The sequence below is a fragment of the Methylobacterium symbioticum genome (assembly GCF_902141845.1).
In the GTDB taxonomy this organism is placed as follows: domain Bacteria; phylum Pseudomonadota; class Alphaproteobacteria; order Rhizobiales; family Beijerinckiaceae; genus Methylobacterium; species Methylobacterium symbioticum.
In genome coordinates this window covers 78494-95313 of the sequence record NZ_CABFPH010000011.1, presented here as the reverse complement: position 1 = coordinate 95313, position 16820 = coordinate 78494, and the positions used below count along the sequence as shown (strand labels likewise).

The window sequence follows — 16820 nt, the reverse complement described above, 5'->3', positions numbered from 1 at the left end:
GTGACGCTGCTCGCGGCCCTCGCCCTCCGGGCGGTCGCGGCGCGGCGGGCGCCCGTCGGGACGGCCCTCCTGTCCCGGACCGCGGCCCTGATCCGGCCGGCGGCCGCCATGGGGGCGGCCTTCCTGGGGACGGCCCTCCTGGGCGCCGTCACGCCCACGTCCGGCACCGCCGCGCGGACGCGGGCGCTGATGGGCCGGGCGCTGATGGCGCTGCAGATGCCAGACCTCGACGGTGACGGGCTCGGCCGGCGCGGCCTCGACCTCTTCACCGGCGGCAGCCTCCTCGGCGAGAGGAGCCTCCTCAGGGGACGAATCCTCGTCGGCCGAAGTGACCGCTTCGGCGGGGGCCGCATCCGCGGCCTCATCCGCGACAGGCGCCTCGGCGGCCGTCTCGTCGGGCACCGCGCTCTCGGCCGCGGCGACCGGTTCCGGCTCGGGCGCAGGGGGCTCCGGGGCCTCCACGGGCTCGGCAGGCAGGGACGCGGCGACAGTGTCCTCCTCGGCCGGAGGGGTGTCGACCGAAGTATCGGCGGAAGCCTCGGCCGGTGCGGCCTCGCTCGCCTCTTCGGACGCCTCCGCCGGGACCGCGGCGGCATCCGCCGGGACCACGACCTTGGCGGGCTCGGTCGCGGCGGCGGCGAGCAGCGGCACGGTGATGGCCGGCCCCGGCCGGGTCTCGGCGACGTAGCCGAGCGACTTCAGGATCGAGGCGAAATCCTCGCCCGAGCAGCCGACCAGCGAGGTCATCCCTACCGTGGCGACGAAGCCTTCCCCGTCGGCCGCGCCGGGCGGCGGCGTGCCGGGCGTGGTGCCGGGACGATAGGTCACGGCCGGGCGGATCAGGTCGGCGAGACGCTCCAGGATGTCGACCCGCACCGCCCGCTCGCCGCAGACGCGGAAGCCGGCCGCACGGTAGAGGCCCTTGGCGATCTCGGGATCCACCTTGATCGAGGTGCGGCCCGAGCCCGCCAGATGCGCGATCTCGTCGAGGCCGCGCTGGTCGAGGCCGCCGTTGCGCAGAGCCCAGAGCTGGGCCGCCAGCGTGCGCGGGGCCGGCTTGAGCAAAGCGGGCAGGAAGATGTGGTAGGCGCCGAAGCGCACGCCGTGGCGGCGCAGCGCGCCGCGGCCGTCCTGGTCGAGGCTGCGCATCTCGTGGGCGACCTTCGAGCGCTCCAGCACGCCGAGTGCCTCGACCACCTGGTAGCCGATGCCCTTGGCGAGGCCGGTGAGGTCGGCCGCAGTCTCGATCTCCATGACGGGCCCGAGGAGGCGCACGATATGCGCCTTGAGCCAGGCTTCGAGGCGCGCCTCGACCTTCTCGCGGGCGGGGCCGGCGAGATTCTCGTCGGCCAGCAGCCGCAGCTGGGGGGCGAACAGCTTGTCGCCGGGCACCAGTTTGGCCACCGGCGCGCCGGTCCAGCGGATCACGCCCTCGTGCGAGAGGACGAGGGAGGCGTCGGCCGCCGAGGCGAAGCGCTCGGCCCGCGCCTCGATCTCCGGCCCGAGCGCCTTCTCGGCGGCGCTTCGGAGCGTCTTGGCCTCCTGGCCCTCGGCATTGGCATCCGGCACGAACAGGAAGCCGTGCAGGTGACCGACGTGTTGACCCTCGACGGTGACGTCACCGTCGGCGGTGATCTGGGCTTCCAGCATCGTGTTCTCTCTCAGGCGCCGCATCAGGACGCTGGTGCGCCTGTCCACGAAGCGGCTCGCGAGGCGTTCGTGCAGGGCGTCGGACAGCCTGTCCTCTACCCGACGCGTCTCGCCCTGCCAATGTTCGGGGTCGCGCAGCCAGTCAGGACGATTCGCGACGAATGTCCAGGTGCGCCCCTGCGCGATGCGCCGCGACAGGGTGTCGATGTCGCCGTCGGTGCGGTCGATCATCGCCACATGCTCGGCGAACCATGTGTCGGGGATGCGTCCGGCCAGCCCCCGCATCAGGAAGCGGTAGAGCTGGGCGACGAGATCGGCATGCACCTGCGGGTGCACCTTGCGGTAATCCGGCACGCCGCAGACATCCCAGAGACGGCGCACCGCGGCCGGCCGGCTGGCGAGGTCGCGGATGTCGTCCTCCTTCATCAGGATCTCGAGCGCCTGCTGATCCTCGCCCATGGGCGCGCGGGTGAGCCCCGCCTCGTGCGGATGCTCGTCGAGGCTCGCCTGCAAGGCCTGCAGCGAATCGAAGACGAGATCGGGATTGCGCCATTGCAGGATGCGCACCGGGTCGAAATCGTGGCTCTCCAGGCGCTCGACCAGCTCCTGCTCGAAGGGCGGGCAGCGGCCCGTGGAGCCGAAGGTGCCGTCCGACAGGTGGCGGCCGGCCCGGCCGGCGATCTGGCCCATCTCGGCCGGGGTCAGCTTGCGGAAGCGCGTGCCGTCGTACTTCCAGTTCGCCGCGAAGGCGACGTGATCGACGTCGAGATTGAGCCCCATCCCGACCGCGTCGGTGGCGACGAGGTAATCCACGTCGCCCGACTGATAGAGCTCGACCTGCGCGTTCCGGGTGCGGGGCGAGAGGGCGCCGAGCACCACCGCCGCGCCGCCGCGCTGGCGCCGGATCAACTCGGCGATGGCATAGACCTCCTCGGCCGAGAAGGCGACGATGGCCGAGCGGCGCGGCAGCCGCGAGAGCTTCTTCTCGCCGGCGAAGCTCAGGGTCGAGAGTCGCGGCCGCGTGGTGGTGTGGACGCCCGGGATCAGCGCCTGCACCAGCGGCTGCATGGTGCCCGAGCCGATCAGCAGAGTCTCCTCGCGGCCGCGCTGATAGAGCAGCCGGTCGGTGAAGACGTGGCCGCGATCCATGTCGGCACCGAGCTGGATCTCGTCGATGGCGACGAAGGCCACGTCGAGATCGCGCGGCATCGCCTCGATGGTGCAGATCCAGTAGCGCGGCCGGTCGGGCTTGATCTTCTCCTCGCCGGTGACGAGGGCGACCGCGTCGGGACCCACCTTGGCGAGCACGCGCAGGTAGACCTCGCGGGCCAGCAGCCGCAGCGGCAGCCCGATCATGCCGGTCGGGTGCTGCAGCATCCGCTCGATGGCGAGATGCGTCTTGCCGGTATTGGTGGGGCCGAGCACCGCCGTGACGCCGCGTGCGCGGGCCTGCGGGGGAAGGGAGCGGCGGGACATCAGGGGAGGGCTAGGTCCCTTCGGCAGGCGCCGATCTCGGAAGGGGCGGGCAGACGCGCCGCGGCGCCGCTGCGGACGGTTCCGTCCGAACTGCTCACTCCGGGAGCGGGACGGGTCGCGCGCGGCGCCGGAACCGACCCTCATATGGGGCGCTCGCCCCGTCGGCGCCACTGCCGGATTCCGTTCCGAGGCCCGGAACGCCGTAGATGTCCACCTGCACGGAGGGGCGCGGGCCGTCGAGATCGGCGCAGAGCGTATCGGGAACGGCCACAAGCGGCCCGTGGCGCGGCGCTCGCCCTTCGACCACCTGGGCCGAAGAATAGGCGTTGCCACCGCAGGCAGAGCCCGCCTTGAGCGGCCCGGCGGAGACGGGCACCGCGGCGAGAAGCGCCAGGCCTGCGAGGCGTGCGACGCGCATGCTCAGCGCGCGTCGAGGCTCGCGACCGAGCCGGTCGTCTCGGTGGTTTCGGGGGCGGCATGGGGGCCCGCGTTCGGGGCGGCCGAGGCGGTGCTGGTACCGGAGCGGGTCCAGCGGGTCGCCTCGATGATGTTGGTGCCGATCGTGGTGCGCACCGAGATCCGGATCGGCAGCAGCACCCGCGTACCCTCGACCGGCGCGAGCCAGACCGACATGTCGCGGTTCTCCTCCATGAATCGCACGCCCGGCCGGTCCGGCCGGTGGCCGGCGATCGCCTGGTAGCGGGCGTTGCAGACGAGAACGGGGCCGGAATAGCCGGGTTTCTCCACCGCGCGCGTCTCCGCGTAGCTCAGCACCACGTTGAAGCGGGTGGCGCCATCGAAGACGGGCAGCGTGCGGTTGCAGTTCTCGGGATCGGTGATCTCGCCGCGGGCCTGAGCCGGCATCAGGAGCGCGCTTGCCGGATCCATGATGCCGCGCTTGTTGGCGGCCGTGACCGGCACGCGGTCCTCCATGTCGATCAGCGGCGGCGTCACCTCGGACTGCACCACGTTGCCCTGGCGCAGCGCCATGCGCACGGCGATGCCGGCATTGGCGGTGCGGGAGGCGATCGCGAAGCTGTTCGGCTGGGGGCCTGCGCCGAGGAGGCCGGAGGACTGGGCCGAGCCCTGGCCGCCGGTGATGGCGCCGACGAGGCCGGTGAGCGTCGCCGACACGTCCATGCGGTAGCGGGCCCCGTCGAAGGCGCCGGCGAGTCGCGCAGTGCCGATCGGCAGACCTGCGAGGTTGATGCCGTAATCGACCGCGATCGCCGACTCGCCGGGACGGGCGTGGTGGCGCCGGGACCGCGCCTCGGCAGGCAGGCCCAAAGCCGCGACGGCAAGACCGGCAAGGCACAGCGCACCGGCGCGGCGGGCCGGCGCCGGGAAGGCTCTGGCGCTGAGGGTTTGGGCGCGCATGGTCCGAACTCGATTCTCGACGCTCGCGGCGGACACCGGGGAGCGTGCGCCGCGACGACAGCGATTTATCCCCAGGCCATGGTTAACAGACCGTTCGACGCCTGTTAGCGACCGTGAGGCCACAGCCGCCCGTCTTCCGCACCGCTTCGCGCGGGCTTCCGCCTTGACGGAGACGGGCCCCCTCCCCTATAGGCTCGCGCCTTCTACAGGACTCCGCTGGACCTGGAATCACGCTTGGGCGAGGCCCGCGGCGCGTGCCGCGACGGCCATGACGGTCCGAGTTCTGACCGCCCACGGAACGATACGGGATATTTGAGACCATGGCGCGCCGCTGCGAACTCACCGGGAAGGCCGTTCAGGTCGGCCACCTCGTGAGCCACTCGAACCGGAAGACCAAGACCCGGTTCCTGCCGAACCTCTGCAACGTCACCCTTCAGTCGGATGCCCTGAACAAGAGTGTCCGCCTGCGCATCACCGCCCACGCGCTGCGCTCGGTCGAGCACCGCGGCGGCCTCGACGCCTTCCTGATCAAGGCCGGTGAGTCGGACCTGTCGCAGACGGCCAAGCTCCTGAAGCGCGAGATCCACAAGAAGCTCGCCGAGACCCAGGCCGCCGCCTGATCCGGATACGGCCGCGTCTCGCGCGCCGAACCTCTTGGACTGACCGATTGGACTGACCGAAAGCCGCCGGTGCGGACGCCCGCACCGGCGGCTTTCGTGTGGGCGCGAGCGCGAACGACAGGCGTGCGGCTCCCCCTCCCCCTCTGCGGGGGAGGGAGCGGATCTCAGGGAAGCCCGAGATCCGTTGAGGGACAGGAAGCCGCGCCCGATTCGATCGTCAGCGCCGCCCGCCCGCCGCGCGCAGCGGCTGGCGCACCGGAGCGCTGCCAACATCCTCCTCGAACAATTCGGCGAGCTTCTCGGTCATCGCGCCGCCGAGCTCCTCCGCGTCGATGATCGTCACGGCGCGGCGGTAGTAGCGCGTCACGTCGTGGCCGATGCCGATGGCGAGGAGTTCCACGGGCGAGCGCGTCTCGATCTCCTCGATCATCCAGCGCAGGTGCCGCTCCAGATAATTGCCGGCATTGACCGACAGGGTCGAATCGTCGACCGGCGCACCGTCCGAGATCACCATCAGGATCTTGCGCTGCTCGGGCCGGCCGAGCAGGCGCTTGTGCGCCCAGTCCAGCGCCTCGCCGTCGATATTCTCCTTGAGCAGCCCCTCGCGCATCATCAGCCCGAGATTCTTGCGGGCGCGCCGCCAGGGAGCGTCGGCCGCCTTGTAGACGATGTGGCGCAGGTCGTTCAGGCGGCCCGGATTCGGCGGCTTGCCCGCGGCGAGCCAAGCCTCGCGGCTCTGGCCGCCCTTCCAGGCGCGGGTGGTGAAACCGAGGATCTCGACCTTCACGCCGCAGCGTTCGAGGGTGCGTGCCAGGATGTCGGCGCAGGTCGCCGCCACCGTGATCGGCCGCCCGCGCATCGAGCCCGAGTTGTCGAGGAGCAGCGTGACGACGGTGTCGCGGAAGTTCGTGTCCTTCTCCTGCTTGAAGGAGAGCGGCTGGAACGGGTCCATGACCACGCGCACGAGGCGGGCCGGGTCGAGCTGGCCCTCCTCGAGGTCGAACTCCCAGGCGCGGTTCTGCTGGGCCAGCAGGCGCCGCTGCAGCCGGTTGGCGAGCCGCCCGACCACGCCCTGCAGATGCGAGAGCTGCTTGTCGAGGTAGCTGCGCAGTCGGGTGAGCTCGTCCGGGTCGCAGAGGTCCTCCGCGTGGATGACCTCGTCGAAGCGGGCGTTGAACACCCGGTAATCCGGCCCGCGCGGCGCGTTGTCCGGCCGCTGCGGCGGACGCCAGGATTCGCCGGCCTCCTCGGCCTCCGCCTCCTCGGCCTCGTCGGGCACCTCGCCCGAGGGCGCGTCGGCGGATTCCTGGGCCCCCTCCTCGATCTCGTCGGATCCCTCCTCCGAGGTCTCGATCTCGGCGCGGTCGCCCTGGCTCTGCTCCTCGGCCTCGCCCTCCTGCGGGCTCTGCTCGTCGTCCTGGGATTCGCCCTCGTCGTCGTTCTCGTCGTCCTCCGGGTCGAAGGGCGTCTCGTCGGCCATGTCGAGGGAGGAGAGCAGGTCGCGTACCGAGCGGGCGAAGGCGCGCTGGTCCTCGATCGTGCCCAGCAGCCCGTCGAGGTTGCCGCCCGCCTTGCCCTCGATGTGGTCGCGCCAGAGGTCGACGATGCGCTGCGCCGCCGGGGGCGGGGCCTGGCCGGTCAGGCGCTCGCGCACCATCAGGGCGACGGCATCCTCCACGGGTGCGTCGGCGCGGTCAGTGATCGCCTCGTACTTGCCGCCGCGGTGGTAGCGGTCCTCCAGCATCGCCGCGATGTTCGAGGCGACGCCCGCCATGCGGCGCGAGCCGATCGCCTCGACGCGGGCCTGCTCGACGGCGTCGTAGACGGCACGGGCCGCCGCGTTCTCCGGGGCGAGCCGGCGGTGGACGCCGGCGTCGTGGCAGCCGAGCCGCAGGGCCATCGAATCGGCGCTGCCGCGCAGCACCGCCACGTCCGCGGCGGAGAGCTTGCGCGGCGGCTCCGGCAGGCGGGCCTTGTCGCCGGTCAGCGCCGGCCGGTCGGTGGCGTAGGTGACCTCGACCTCGGCGCGCCGCGCGATGGCGCGCAGGCACCCCGCGACCGAACGCTTGAGGGGCTCGGCCACGGGCTCGCGACGCTCACCGGGCTTGCGGTTGGAGATGGACATGCGGCCTACCGGTCGGAATCGACGTCGAAGAGACGGCCCGGGACGCCGTTCCGGGCGCGGCTCTCAGTCCTTGTTGCGACGTGCGCCGCTCAGCTCAGCGCCACGTTCACCGCGCTCTCGGGCAGCTCCTTGCCGAAGGCACGCTGGTAGAACTCGGCGACCAGCGTCCGCTCGAGCTCGTCGCACTTGTTCAGGAAGGTCACCCGGAAGGCGAAGCCGATGTCGCGGAAGATGTCGGCGTTCTCGGCCCAGGTGATCACCGTGCGCGGGCTCATCACGGTCGAGAGGTCACCGTTCATGAAGGCGTTGCGGGTGAGGTCGGCCACGCGGACCATCCGGTTGACGATGTCGCGGCCCTGCTCGCCCTTGTAATGGGTGGCCTTGGACAGCACGATGTCGACCTCGCGGTCGTGCGGCAGGTAGTTCAGCGTGGTGACGATCGACCAGCGGTCCATCTGGCCCTGGTTGATCTGCTGGGTGCCGTGATAGAGGCCCGAGGTGTCGCCGAGGCCCACCGTGTTCGCCGTGGCGAAGAGGCGGAAGCCGGGATGCGGACGGATGACCCGCTTCTGGTCGAGCAGCGTCAGCCGGCCCGACACCTCCAGCACGCGCTGGATCACGAACATCACGTCCGGGCGGCCGGCATCGTACTCGTCGAAGACGAGGGCGACGTTGTTCTGCAGCGCCCAGGGCAGGATGCCGTCCTGGAAGGCGGTGACCTGCTTGCCGTCCTTCAGCACGATCGCGTCCTTGCCGACGAGATCGATGCGCGAGACGTGGCTGTCCAGGTTCACCCGCACGCAGGGCCAATTCAGCCGGGCGGCGACCTGCTCGATATGGGTGGACTTGCCGGTGCCGTGATAGCCCGTGACCATCACGCGGCGGTTCTTGGCGAAGCCGGCGAGGATGGCGAGCGTGGTCTCGCGGTCGAAGATGTAGTCCGGATCGAGATCGGGGACGTGTTCGTCCGCCTCGGAGAAGGCCGGCACCTTGAGGTCGAGGTCGATGCCGAAGACCTCGCGGACCGAGACGTGGCGATCGGGCAGCGTGGCGGGCTTGTCGTCAGAGAGCATACGGGACCTCGTGGGGGCGGACTCGCGCCTGGGCGGTGTGAGCCTCGCGGATAGCTCGGGCCTGATGCCCGCGGCGGGACCGCGGGATGCCGGCCTTCCTTAAACGTCGTCGGGACGGCGCGCCAAGTCGGAGATCGACCTGGGGGGACGCCCTCCATATAGGCGCGCATCCGCAGTTTGCCGCCCATCCATGCGAATCCGCGCAGCGGACGGCGTGCTGCCGGTGCATTGATCGTGCCGCGCCCTGCACGGGGCTCAGCACAGGCCGGCGGCCCGCAACACGTCGTGGGCGCGGATGATGTCGCGCAGCCGGTCCTCGAAGGAGCGGTCGCCACCATTGGCATCCGGGTGGAAGCGCTTCACCAGCACCTTGTACTGCGCCTTGATCGCGGCGGCATCCGCGTTCTCGTCGAGACCCATCACGTCGAGGGCCTTGCGCACCGCCCCCGAGCGGCGCGGCCGCTCGGGCTCCTCGCGGCCGGGCGCGCGGCGGCTGCCGCCCCCCACGCCCGCGCCGCGCAGGATGCCGAGCGGGTCGACATAGGCCCAGTCGCGCGGAGGCTCGTTGCTCGGGCGCGTATCGCCGGCCTTGTTCACGCCCATCGCCCAGGTCGGGCGGTGCCCGATGATCGCGTCCTTCTGGTAGGCCTGCACGGCGGCATCGTTCATGCCGTCGAAGTAGTTGTAGGCCGCATTGTAGGCGCGCACGTGGTCCATGCAGAAGCGCCAGTACTGCCCCTCGGCCTTGCGCCCCTTGGGCGCGCGGTAGAGGCCCGGATGGGAGCAGCCCGGGCTCTCGCAGACGGGACCGGTCTCCTTCGTTTCCTCGGAGGCGGGCTTGATCCGGATGCTGTCGAACAGGCGCGAGTTGAGATCCATGACGGGGCGATTATGAGGGGGCGGACCGGAGACACAAGGCCGACGGGCCTGATGCCGCATGCGGAGGAACGGGCTTGACGGCCCCATCTGGCCGGGCATCCCAGCCGGCAGGACATTCGAGGATGCGGGTATGGCGACGCTGCGGGACTGGATTCACGAGACGCTTCAGGCGCGACTCGCGCCGACGCGGCTCGACGTCGTGGACGAATCCCACCTCCATGCCGGCCATTCCGGCTGGCGCGAGGGAGGCGAGACCCATTTCCGCCTGGACGTCGTCTCGGCGGCGTTCGAGGGCAAGAGCCGGGTGGAGCGGCACCGGCTGGTGAACGGGATGCTGGACGAGGCGTTCAAGCGCGGGCTGCACGCGCTCGCTTTGCGGGCGCGGACGCCGACAGAGGCGGCCTGACGCCACCGGCCTCGGCCTGACGGAGATATGGCGATCGTGGCCCTCGTCTGCACCCCCCACATCGCCCTCGACGAGGCGGAGTTGGAAGAGAGCTTCGTGCGCGCCTCCGGACCTGGCGGCCAGAACGTCAACAAGGTCGCGACGGCGGTGCAGCTGCGCTTCGACGCGCGCCGCTCGCCCAACCTGCCCGACGCGGTCGCCGTGCGCCTGATGCGGCTCGCCGGGCACCGGCTGACGACCGACGGCGTCATCGTGATCACCGCGCAGCGCTTCCGCACTCAGGAGCGCAACCGCGAGGATGCCCGCGAGCGCCTCGCCGCCCTCGTCGCGGAGGCGGCCGTGCCGCCGACGCCGCGCCGGGCGACCCGCCCCACCCTGGCATCGAAGAAGCGGCGCCTCGAATCGAAGAACCGCCGCGGCGCGGTCAAGCGCATGCGCGGCGGTCCCGTGGACGACTGACCGCCTCAGGCGGAGACCGCCTTGGCCACCGGCTTCGCGTGGGGCGCGGCGTCGGGAGCGGGGGAGATGCCCGAGACGAGGGGACTGCCGGGCTTGGCCAGGGTGAGCACCACGGCGACGAGGGCGAGCAGCGCGGCGAGCGCCGCCGGGAACAGGAAGGCCGTCTCGCCGTACTTGATCTGCAGGATGCCGCCGAGCACTGCCCCCGAGCTGAGACCCGCCCAGAGCGGCGCCTGGATCCAGAACGACGAGGCTACGGTGCCGAGCATGAGGTTGGCGAGGCCGGTGCCGAAGCGGACCACGGCGCCGGTGACGTAGGTGAGCGCGATGCTGCGGCCGCCCTCGTCCTGAAGGATCGCGTTCTGGAGCCCGAGCGCCAGCACGATCGGGTAGGCGTGGAGCGGGTAGGCGAAGGTGCCCCAGGGCATCAGCAGGCCGAGGCCGAGCAGAGCCGCCTCGATGATCAGGAGCGCGGCGAGCCGCCAGCGGCCGAACAGGGCGGCGAGCAGCGTGCCGAGGAAGGCGCCCAAGCAGAACACGATGATCGTGCTCGCGACGCGGGCCACGTTCTCCCAGTCCTGGCTTGCCACCGCCACGCCGAAGCGCGTGGTGTTGCCCGACATGAAGGACATGAAGAGCTGCGAGAATTCGAGGAAGCCGATGGAGTCGGCGCAGCCCGCCAGAGCCGCCAGCGCCACCGCGAAGGGAATCCGCGTCGATGCGCTCGCCGGGAATGACTTGTCCGCCGGCGCCTCCGTACCCGTTCCCGCCATCCGATCGGTCTCCCGCCTGTCTCCGAAGGTCGCGTATTAAGCGGCGACCAGCGGCGAAGTTTCATGCCGGAGCGTTCACAACTCGATTTTGCGCAATACGAAAATGCGGCCCGGAACATCCCGGCCACGCTCGCGCCGGATCGCCGCAGGCGTGCACAGCCGCACGCTCAGGCCGGCCTCCTCCGCCCCCTCCGCGACATGCCCGTCTGCATGGGCGTAGCGTCCGTCCTCCCCGAGCCGGACGCCCGCACCGTCGTGGGACTGGACACTGAAGGCGGCCCATCCGCCGGGTCGGAGCACCCGCGCGATCCCGGCAAGCGCGGGCGCGAGGTCGGCAAGGTAGATGAACACGTCCGCCGCGAGGCAGAGATCGGCCGAGGCCTCCGGCTCCGCCTCCAGAAAGGTGGCAAGGTCGCCCTCTGCCAGCCGGTCGTAGCATCCCTTGGCGCGGGCGAGGCGCAACATGGCGGGAGAGAGATCGACGCCGGCGAGTTGCCCGACCCTGTCGCGCAGGGCGAGCCCCATCAGCCCGGTGCCGCAGCCGAGATCGAGGGCATCGGCGAAGCGACCCGGCACCTCCGGCAGAGCGTCCAGGGCGCCGCGCAGAAGCTGGGGCCCGCAATAGCCGAGGCCGTCGACGAGGTGCCGCTCGAAGCGGCCGGCATAGCCGTCGAACAGGGCGCGCACATAGGCTTGGGACAGCGCGGCCTTCCCGCCTCCGAGAGTGCCTCCGAAGCCAGGCGCGAGCCGGGCGCCGTGCAGCCCGGCGCCGATGCGGTCCTCCGGATCGAGCCTGCGGGCGGTCTCGAAGGCGGCGAGCGCCCCGCGCAGCGTCTCCTCCGCGCCTGTCACGGCGTGCAGGCATTCCCGGGCGCGTCCGAGGAGCAGCCAGGCTGGAGCGTAGCCGGGCGCGCGCTCGATGACCTGCTCGGCCATCTCGGCGGCGCCAGCGGCGTCCCCTTCCGCCAGGCAGGCCTCGGCATAGACGTAGCGGCGGTCGGCGAGGAGATCGCCGGAGGAATGCTGGGACATGGCCTGTGCTGAACGGACCCGATCGGGCGCCCTATATACCGGCTCCCGGAAATCCGAAGGCCCATGCCGCTTCGCGCCAGCGACCTCCTCACCCTGACCCGCGAGGGCCTCTATTGCCCACTCGGGGACTTCCACGTCGATCCGACTTGGCCGGTGCCCCGCGCGCTGATCACCCACGGCCATGCCGACCATGCCCGGGCCGGCCATGACCGCGTGCTGGCGACGCCCGAGACCCTCCGCATCATGGCGGTGCGCTACGGCGCTGAGTTCTGCGGGACCCGCCAGGAAGCCGCACTCGGCGAGGCGATCCGCATCGGCGGCGTCACCGTGCGCTTCGCGCCCGCCGGCCACGTCCTGGGCTCGGCCCAGATCGCGATCGAGGCGGAGGGCGTGCGCGTCGTCGTGTCAGGCGACTACAAGCGCGCGCCGGACCCGACCTGCCTGCCCTTCGAAGTGGTGCCCTGCGACGTGTTCATCACCGAGGCGACCTTCGGCCTGCCGGTCTTCCGCCACCCCGACACCCGGGGCGAGGTGCGCCGGCTCCTCGAATCGGTGCGGCTCTTCCCCGAGCGCGCCCACATCGTCGGCGCCTACGCCCTCGGCAAGGCACAGCGGGTGATGGCGCTCCTGCGCGAGGAGGGTTGGGACCGGCCGATCCACCTGCACGGCGCCATGGAGAAGCTGACCGAGCTGTACAAGCGGGAGGGCGTGCCGCTCGGCGACACGCCGAAGGTGGCAGCAGCCGAGCGCAAGGCCCTGGCCGGCGCCATCGTGCTCTGCCCACCATCCGCCATCCAGGACCTGTGGTCGCGCAAGTTCCCCGATCCCGTCACCTGCTTCGCCTCGGGCTGGATGCGGGTGCGGGCTCGGGCCCGCCAGAAGGGCGTCGAGCTGCCGCTGGTGATCTCGGACCATTCCGACTGGCCGGACCTCTGCCGCACCATTCGCGAGACCGGGGCCAGCGAGGTCTGGGTCACGCATGGGCAGGAGGACGCGCTGGTGCATTGGTGCGGGACGCAAGGCATCCGCGCGAAGCCCCTGCACCTCCTCGGCTACGGCGACGACGGCGAGGCCGAGGCGGGAGCGCGGTCCGAGGAGGAAGCGGCGTGAACGACTTCGCCCATCTCCTCGATCGCCTCGCCTACGAGCCGCGCCGCAACGCGAAGCTGCGCCTGCTGCAGGACTACTTCGCCCGCACCCCCGACCCGGAGCGCGGCTATGCGCTCGGCGCCATGACGGACAGCTTGAGCTTCCGCGAGGCCAAGCCCGCCCTGATCCGGGCGCTGGTCGAGGAGCGGATCGACCCCGTCCTGTTCCGGCTCTCGCACAATTACGTCGGCGACCTCGCCGAGACGACGGCCCTGATCTGGCCGGCACCGTCCGAGCCCGCGCCGGCCGCGGAGGCCGGCATCGGCCACAACAACCCGCCGCCCCACGTCCCCACCCTCGCCGAGGTGGTGGAGACGCTGGCGTCGACCCCGAAGAAGGATCTGCCCCATCACCTCGCCCGCTGGCTCGATGCCCTCGACGAGACCGGGCGCTGGGCGCTGCTCAAGCTCGTCACCGGCAACCTCCGGGTCGGCGTCTCGGCCCGGCTCGCCAAGACCGCGGTCGGCGCGCTCGGCGGCCACGAGGCCGACGCGGTCGAGGAGGTCTGGCACGGGCTGGAGGCGCCTTTCGCCGGATTGTTCGCCTGGGTCGAGGGCCAGGCAGAGCGCCCCGAGACCCTGAACCCGGCCCCGTTCCGGCCGCCGATGCTCTCCCACCCGATCGAGGAGGAGGCTGATCTCGACCGGCTGGAGCCCGAGGCCTTCTCGGCCGAGTGGAAATGGGACGGGATCCGCGTCCAGCTCGTCGGTGGCCGCGACCGCGAGGGCCGCCGGGTCGCGCGCGTCTATTCCCGGACCGGCGAGGACATCACGGGTGCCTTCCCCGACCTCGCGGAGGCGATCACCTTCGACGGCGCCCTCGACGGCGAGCTCCTGATCCTGCGCGAGGGACGCGTGCAGAGCTTCAACGTCCTGCAGCAGCGGCTCAACCGCAAGGCGGTGACGCCCAAGCTGCTCCAGGACTTCCCGGCCCATGTGCGCGCCTATGACCTCCTGGCGGCCGAAGGCGAGGACCTGCGGGCCGAGCCCTTCGCCGCGCGCCGCGCCCGCCTCGAAGCCTTCGTCGGCGGCCTCGACCATGCCCGGATCGACGTCTCGCCCCTCGTCCCCTTCGGCAGCTGGGAGGATCTTGCCGCCGCCCGCGCGGACCCGGCCTCGGTGGGGGCCGGCGCGGACGCGGACGCCATCGAGGGCGTGATGCTGAAGCGGGCGAGCAGCGCCTACCTGCCGGGACGCCCGAAGGGCCCCTGGTGGAAGTGGAAGCGCGAGCCCCACATCGTCGACGCCGTGATGATGTACGCCCAGCGCGGCCATGGAAAGCGCTCGTCCTTCTACTCGGACTATACGTTCGGGGTCTGGCGCGCGGGACTTGATGGCGAAGAATTAGTGCCAGTTGGCAAGTGTTACCATGGCTTTACTGATGCAGAGCTCGCCAAGCTCGATCGCTATGTCCGCAACAACACCACCAAGCGCTTCGGCCCCGTACGCGAGGTCGAATTCGGCCGCGACAAGGGCCTCGTCCTCGAGATCGCCTTCGAGGGCGTGCAGCGCTCGACGCGTCACAAATCGGGGGTCGCCATGCGCTTTCCCCGCGTGAGCCGCATCCGCTGGGACAAGCCGCCCGCCGAGGCCGACCGCATCGATGTCTTGGAGCGCATCCTCGCGCGGGGCGAGCGCGAGATCGCGCCGGGCCGGACCGTGGAGGAATCCGCATGAGACGGGCCAGGATCGGGGCGCTCGAAGGCTTCTCGGCGGGGGAGGTCCGGCGGCAGGCGAGCGCGCGGCTCACGGTGGCGACCGAGGGCCCAGGCTTCACCGACATCACGGCGGCGGTCGCCGAGTTCGTGCGCCAGAGCGGGATCCGCGACGGGCTCGCCGTCGTGTTCTGCCGGCACACCTCCGCCTCGCTGACCATCCAGGAGAACGCCGACCCGGACGTGCAGACCGACCTCATGAGTGCGCTGGACGGGCTCGCGCCGCGCGGCGCCGGCTACGTCCACGGCGCGGAGGGACCTGACGACATGCCCGCCCATATCCGCACGATGATCACCGATTCGGGGCTCGCGGTCCCGGTGGCGGGCGGGCGCCTCGCCCTCGGCACCTGGCAGGGGATCTACCTGATCGAGCACCGCGACCGGCCGCACCGGCGGGAGGTCGCCCTCAGCGCGATCGGCGCCTGAGCGACCCGGCCCGGCGCTTGCCAGGCCCGCTCCATCCAGGGCAGGAACGGCGGTGGAGCCGACTGCGCACGGGAGCCGAGCCATGATCGACCAGGGACCCGATCACCCCTCCGGCCTCCAGGCCGTGGCCGACCGCTACGGCGTCAGCCTCGAGGCCGTCCGCCACGTGATGCGGGCGCTGGAGCGCGGCCAGGGCAACATGGCCCAGTTCGACCATCCCGATCTCGGCGGCATGGGCCAATGGTCGGCTGGCGGCATGATCATGGTCGGCGACATGTTCAACAACGCCCTGAAGGCACGGGTGGCGGGCCTCTGCACCGAGCTCGCCGCGGCACTTCCACCCGGCGGCTGGTCGGCCGGCGGCGCGCCCGAGAGCCGGCGCGGGGGCGGCGAGTGGTGGCCGGCCGATCTCGGCCATCCCGCGAGCGCGGGCGCGCAGGACGGCCTGCGCTACGCCTATTTCCCGCAGAGCCGGCGCCTCGCCATTGAATCCGGCCACGGCGTCGCCGTCTACGATACGGGCGAGTACCAGATCTCCGGCGTCTCACAGTCGAACGGGGCTCTGGGCTTCACCGGGCCGCAGGGCACGGTCCATCTCGACCGGCTGCGCCGGGTCGGCGCGGAGGCGGAGGCGATGATGCGCCATCCCGAGCCCGAGACGGTGCCGGCCTTCGCGGATCCGCTAGGTGCCGCCTCCGCCTTCTCCACGCCCTCCTCCGCCCATGGCGGCGACATCATCGCCACCATCGAGCGCCTCGCCGAGCTGCACGCCCGCGGCGTGCTGACCGACGAGGAATTCACCCGGAAGAAGGCGGAGCTGCTCGCCCGGCTCTGAGCCCGGCCCGCTGCGCCCTGACCCTCGGGATGGCGCGCCCGCCCTGCGAGCCCCGCTCCGGACGAGCGGGGCCGCAACGGGTTGGTCACGGGTTGATTTCGCCGGTCGGTCGCCTGATATCAGCCGCGACCTTCCGCCCATCATTTTCAACGAAACATCATGACGAGCAACGACATGCAGCAGGACGACCCGCGCCGGAGCGAGGCTGCGGAGGCCGGCGCTGCCCAGGCCCAGACCGAGGCGACCGCTCAGAACGGGTCCGCAGCCACCGAGGCGCAGCCCGACGCGCTCGCGGCCATGACCGCCGAGCGTGACGCGCTGAAGGACCGGACGCTGCGCACCCTGGCCGAGATGGAGAACCTGCGCCGCCGCACCGAGCGCGAGGTGGCCGATGCCCGCACCTACGCGGTCACGAACTTCGCCCGCGACATGCTCACCGTCGCCGACAACGTGCGCCGGGCCCTGGACAGCGTGCCGGCCGAGGCCCGCGCGGGCGCGGAGGGCGCCCTCAAGGGCCTGATCGAGGGCATCGAGCTCACCGAGCGTGACCTCGGCAAGACGCTCGAGCGCCACGGCGTGAAGGCGGTGGAGCCGGAGGGGCAGCGCTTCGATCCGAACCGGCACCAGGCCATGTTCGAGGTGCCCAACCCGGACGTGCCCGCCGGCACCGTGGTGCAGGTGATGCAGTCCGGCTACGTGATCGGCGACCGGGTGCTGCGCCCGGCCCTCGTCGGCGTCGCCAAGGGCGGCCCGAAGGCCGGCCCCAACCCCGCCGACGCGGCCTGAGCCGCACGCCTCCGGGAGCGGAAGTCCGAGGACTCCGCCC

General features: G+C 71.6%; 16 protein-coding genes. 8 read left to right on the top strand and 8 right to left on the bottom strand.

Features of this window, described 5'->3' with window-relative positions; all coding sequences use genetic code 11:
• The 3 genes from MET9862_RS06350 to MET9862_RS06340 all read right to left on the bottom strand — a co-directional run.
• On the bottom strand, window positions 1-3126 hold a 3126-nt coding region (locus MET9862_RS06350), incomplete at its 3' end, for a helicase-related protein (protein ID WP_142582267.1).
• Between the two features lie 94 nt (window positions 3127-3220).
• The gene (locus tag MET9862_RS06345; protein WP_142582266.1) at window positions 3221-3544 is read right to left on the bottom strand and encodes a hypothetical protein; all 324 of its coding nucleotides are present in this window, start codon (window positions 3542-3544) and stop codon (window positions 3221-3223) included.
• Between the two features lie 2 nt (window positions 3545-3546).
• Entirely contained in the window at window positions 3547-4503 is a 957-nt protein-coding gene (locus MET9862_RS06340; RefSeq protein ID WP_142582265.1) for a DUF3108 domain-containing protein, read from the bottom strand.
• 320 nt (window positions 4504-4823) lie between these two features.
• Here MET9862_RS06340 and rpmB point away from each other — a divergent pair, with 320 nt between their 5' ends.
• Complete coding sequence (rpmB, locus tag MET9862_RS06335; protein ID WP_142582264.1) at window positions 4824-5123, top strand: 50S ribosomal protein L28; 300 nt, start codon at window positions 4824-4826, stop codon at window positions 5121-5123.
• A 217-nt stretch (window positions 5124-5340) separates the two neighbouring features.
• Here the strand turns inward: rpmB and cobT are convergent, their stop codons facing one another.
• The 3 genes from cobT to MET9862_RS06320 all read right to left on the bottom strand — a co-directional run bounded on the left by cobT (window position 5341) and on the right by MET9862_RS06320 (window position 9200).
• Complete coding sequence (gene cobT / locus MET9862_RS06330) at window positions 5341-7248, bottom strand: cobaltochelatase subunit CobT (protein WP_142582263.1); 1908 nt, start codon at window positions 7246-7248, stop codon at window positions 5341-5343.
• An 89-nt stretch (window positions 7249-7337) separates the two neighbouring features.
• Entirely contained in the window at window positions 7338-8321 is a 984-nt protein-coding gene (cobS, locus tag MET9862_RS06325; protein ID WP_142582262.1) for a cobaltochelatase subunit CobS, read from the bottom strand.
• Between the two features lie 255 nt (window positions 8322-8576).
• Window positions 8577-9200: a J domain-containing protein gene (locus MET9862_RS06320; RefSeq protein ID WP_142582261.1), complete on the bottom strand. Its 624-nt coding sequence runs from the start codon at window positions 9198-9200 to the stop codon at window positions 8577-8579.
• Window positions 9201-9330: 130 nt separating this feature from the next.
• Between MET9862_RS06320 and MET9862_RS06315 the strand changes: the two genes are divergently transcribed.
• Entirely contained in the window at window positions 9331-9606 is a 276-nt protein-coding gene (locus MET9862_RS06315) for a BolA family protein (RefSeq protein WP_142582260.1), read from the top strand.
• Between the two features lie 27 nt (window positions 9607-9633).
• Window positions 9634-10065, top strand: coding sequence for an alternative ribosome rescue aminoacyl-tRNA hydrolase ArfB (gene arfB / locus MET9862_RS06310; RefSeq protein ID WP_142582259.1), 432 nt, complete (start codon window positions 9634-9636; stop codon window positions 10063-10065).
• A 5-nt stretch (window positions 10066-10070) separates the two neighbouring features.
• On the opposite strand, the gene MET9862_RS06305 is transcribed toward arfB, so the two are convergent.
• Both MET9862_RS06305 and MET9862_RS06300 read right to left on the bottom strand, forming a co-directional pair.
• On the bottom strand, window positions 10071-10838 hold the full coding sequence (locus tag MET9862_RS06305; protein WP_142582258.1) for a YoaK family protein: 768 nt from the start codon (window positions 10836-10838) through the stop codon (window positions 10071-10073).
• A gap of 75 nt (window positions 10839-10913) precedes the next feature.
• Complete coding sequence (locus tag MET9862_RS06300) at window positions 10914-11870, bottom strand: class I SAM-dependent DNA methyltransferase (RefSeq protein ID WP_142582257.1); 957 nt, start codon at window positions 11868-11870, stop codon at window positions 10914-10916.
• Between the two features lie 63 nt (window positions 11871-11933).
• On the opposite strand from MET9862_RS06300, the gene MET9862_RS06295 reads away from it, so the two are divergent.
• From MET9862_RS06295 to grpE, 5 genes are all read left to right on the top strand, one after another.
• A complete protein-coding gene (locus MET9862_RS06295) occupies window positions 11934-12980 on the top strand; it encodes a ligase-associated DNA damage response exonuclease (protein ID WP_142582256.1) in 1047 nt (348 codons plus the stop codon).
• Window positions 12977-14695: a cisplatin damage response ATP-dependent DNA ligase gene (locus MET9862_RS06290; protein ID WP_142582255.1), complete on the top strand. Its 1719-nt coding sequence runs from the start codon at window positions 12977-12979 to the stop codon at window positions 14693-14695. The genes MET9862_RS06295 and MET9862_RS06290 overlap by 4 nt, the downstream gene beginning before the upstream one ends.
• The gene (locus MET9862_RS06285) at window positions 14692-15159 is read left to right on the top strand and encodes a secondary thiamine-phosphate synthase enzyme YjbQ (RefSeq protein WP_142582254.1); all 468 of its coding nucleotides are present in this window, start codon (window positions 14692-14694) and stop codon (window positions 15157-15159) included. The genes MET9862_RS06290 and MET9862_RS06285 overlap by 4 nt, the downstream gene beginning before the upstream one ends.
• Window positions 15160-15241: 82 nt before the next feature.
• Window positions 15242-15994, top strand: coding sequence for an SHOCT domain-containing protein (locus tag MET9862_RS06280; protein WP_142582253.1), 753 nt, complete (start codon window positions 15242-15244; stop codon window positions 15992-15994).
• 159 nt (window positions 15995-16153) lie between these two features.
• Window positions 16154-16780 carry a nucleotide exchange factor GrpE gene (gene grpE, locus MET9862_RS06275; protein ID WP_244612595.1) on the top strand — a complete coding sequence of 209 codons (627 nt, stop codon included), beginning with the start codon at window positions 16154-16156 and terminating at the stop codon, window positions 16778-16780.
• Window positions 16781-16820 lie beyond the last annotated feature (40 nt).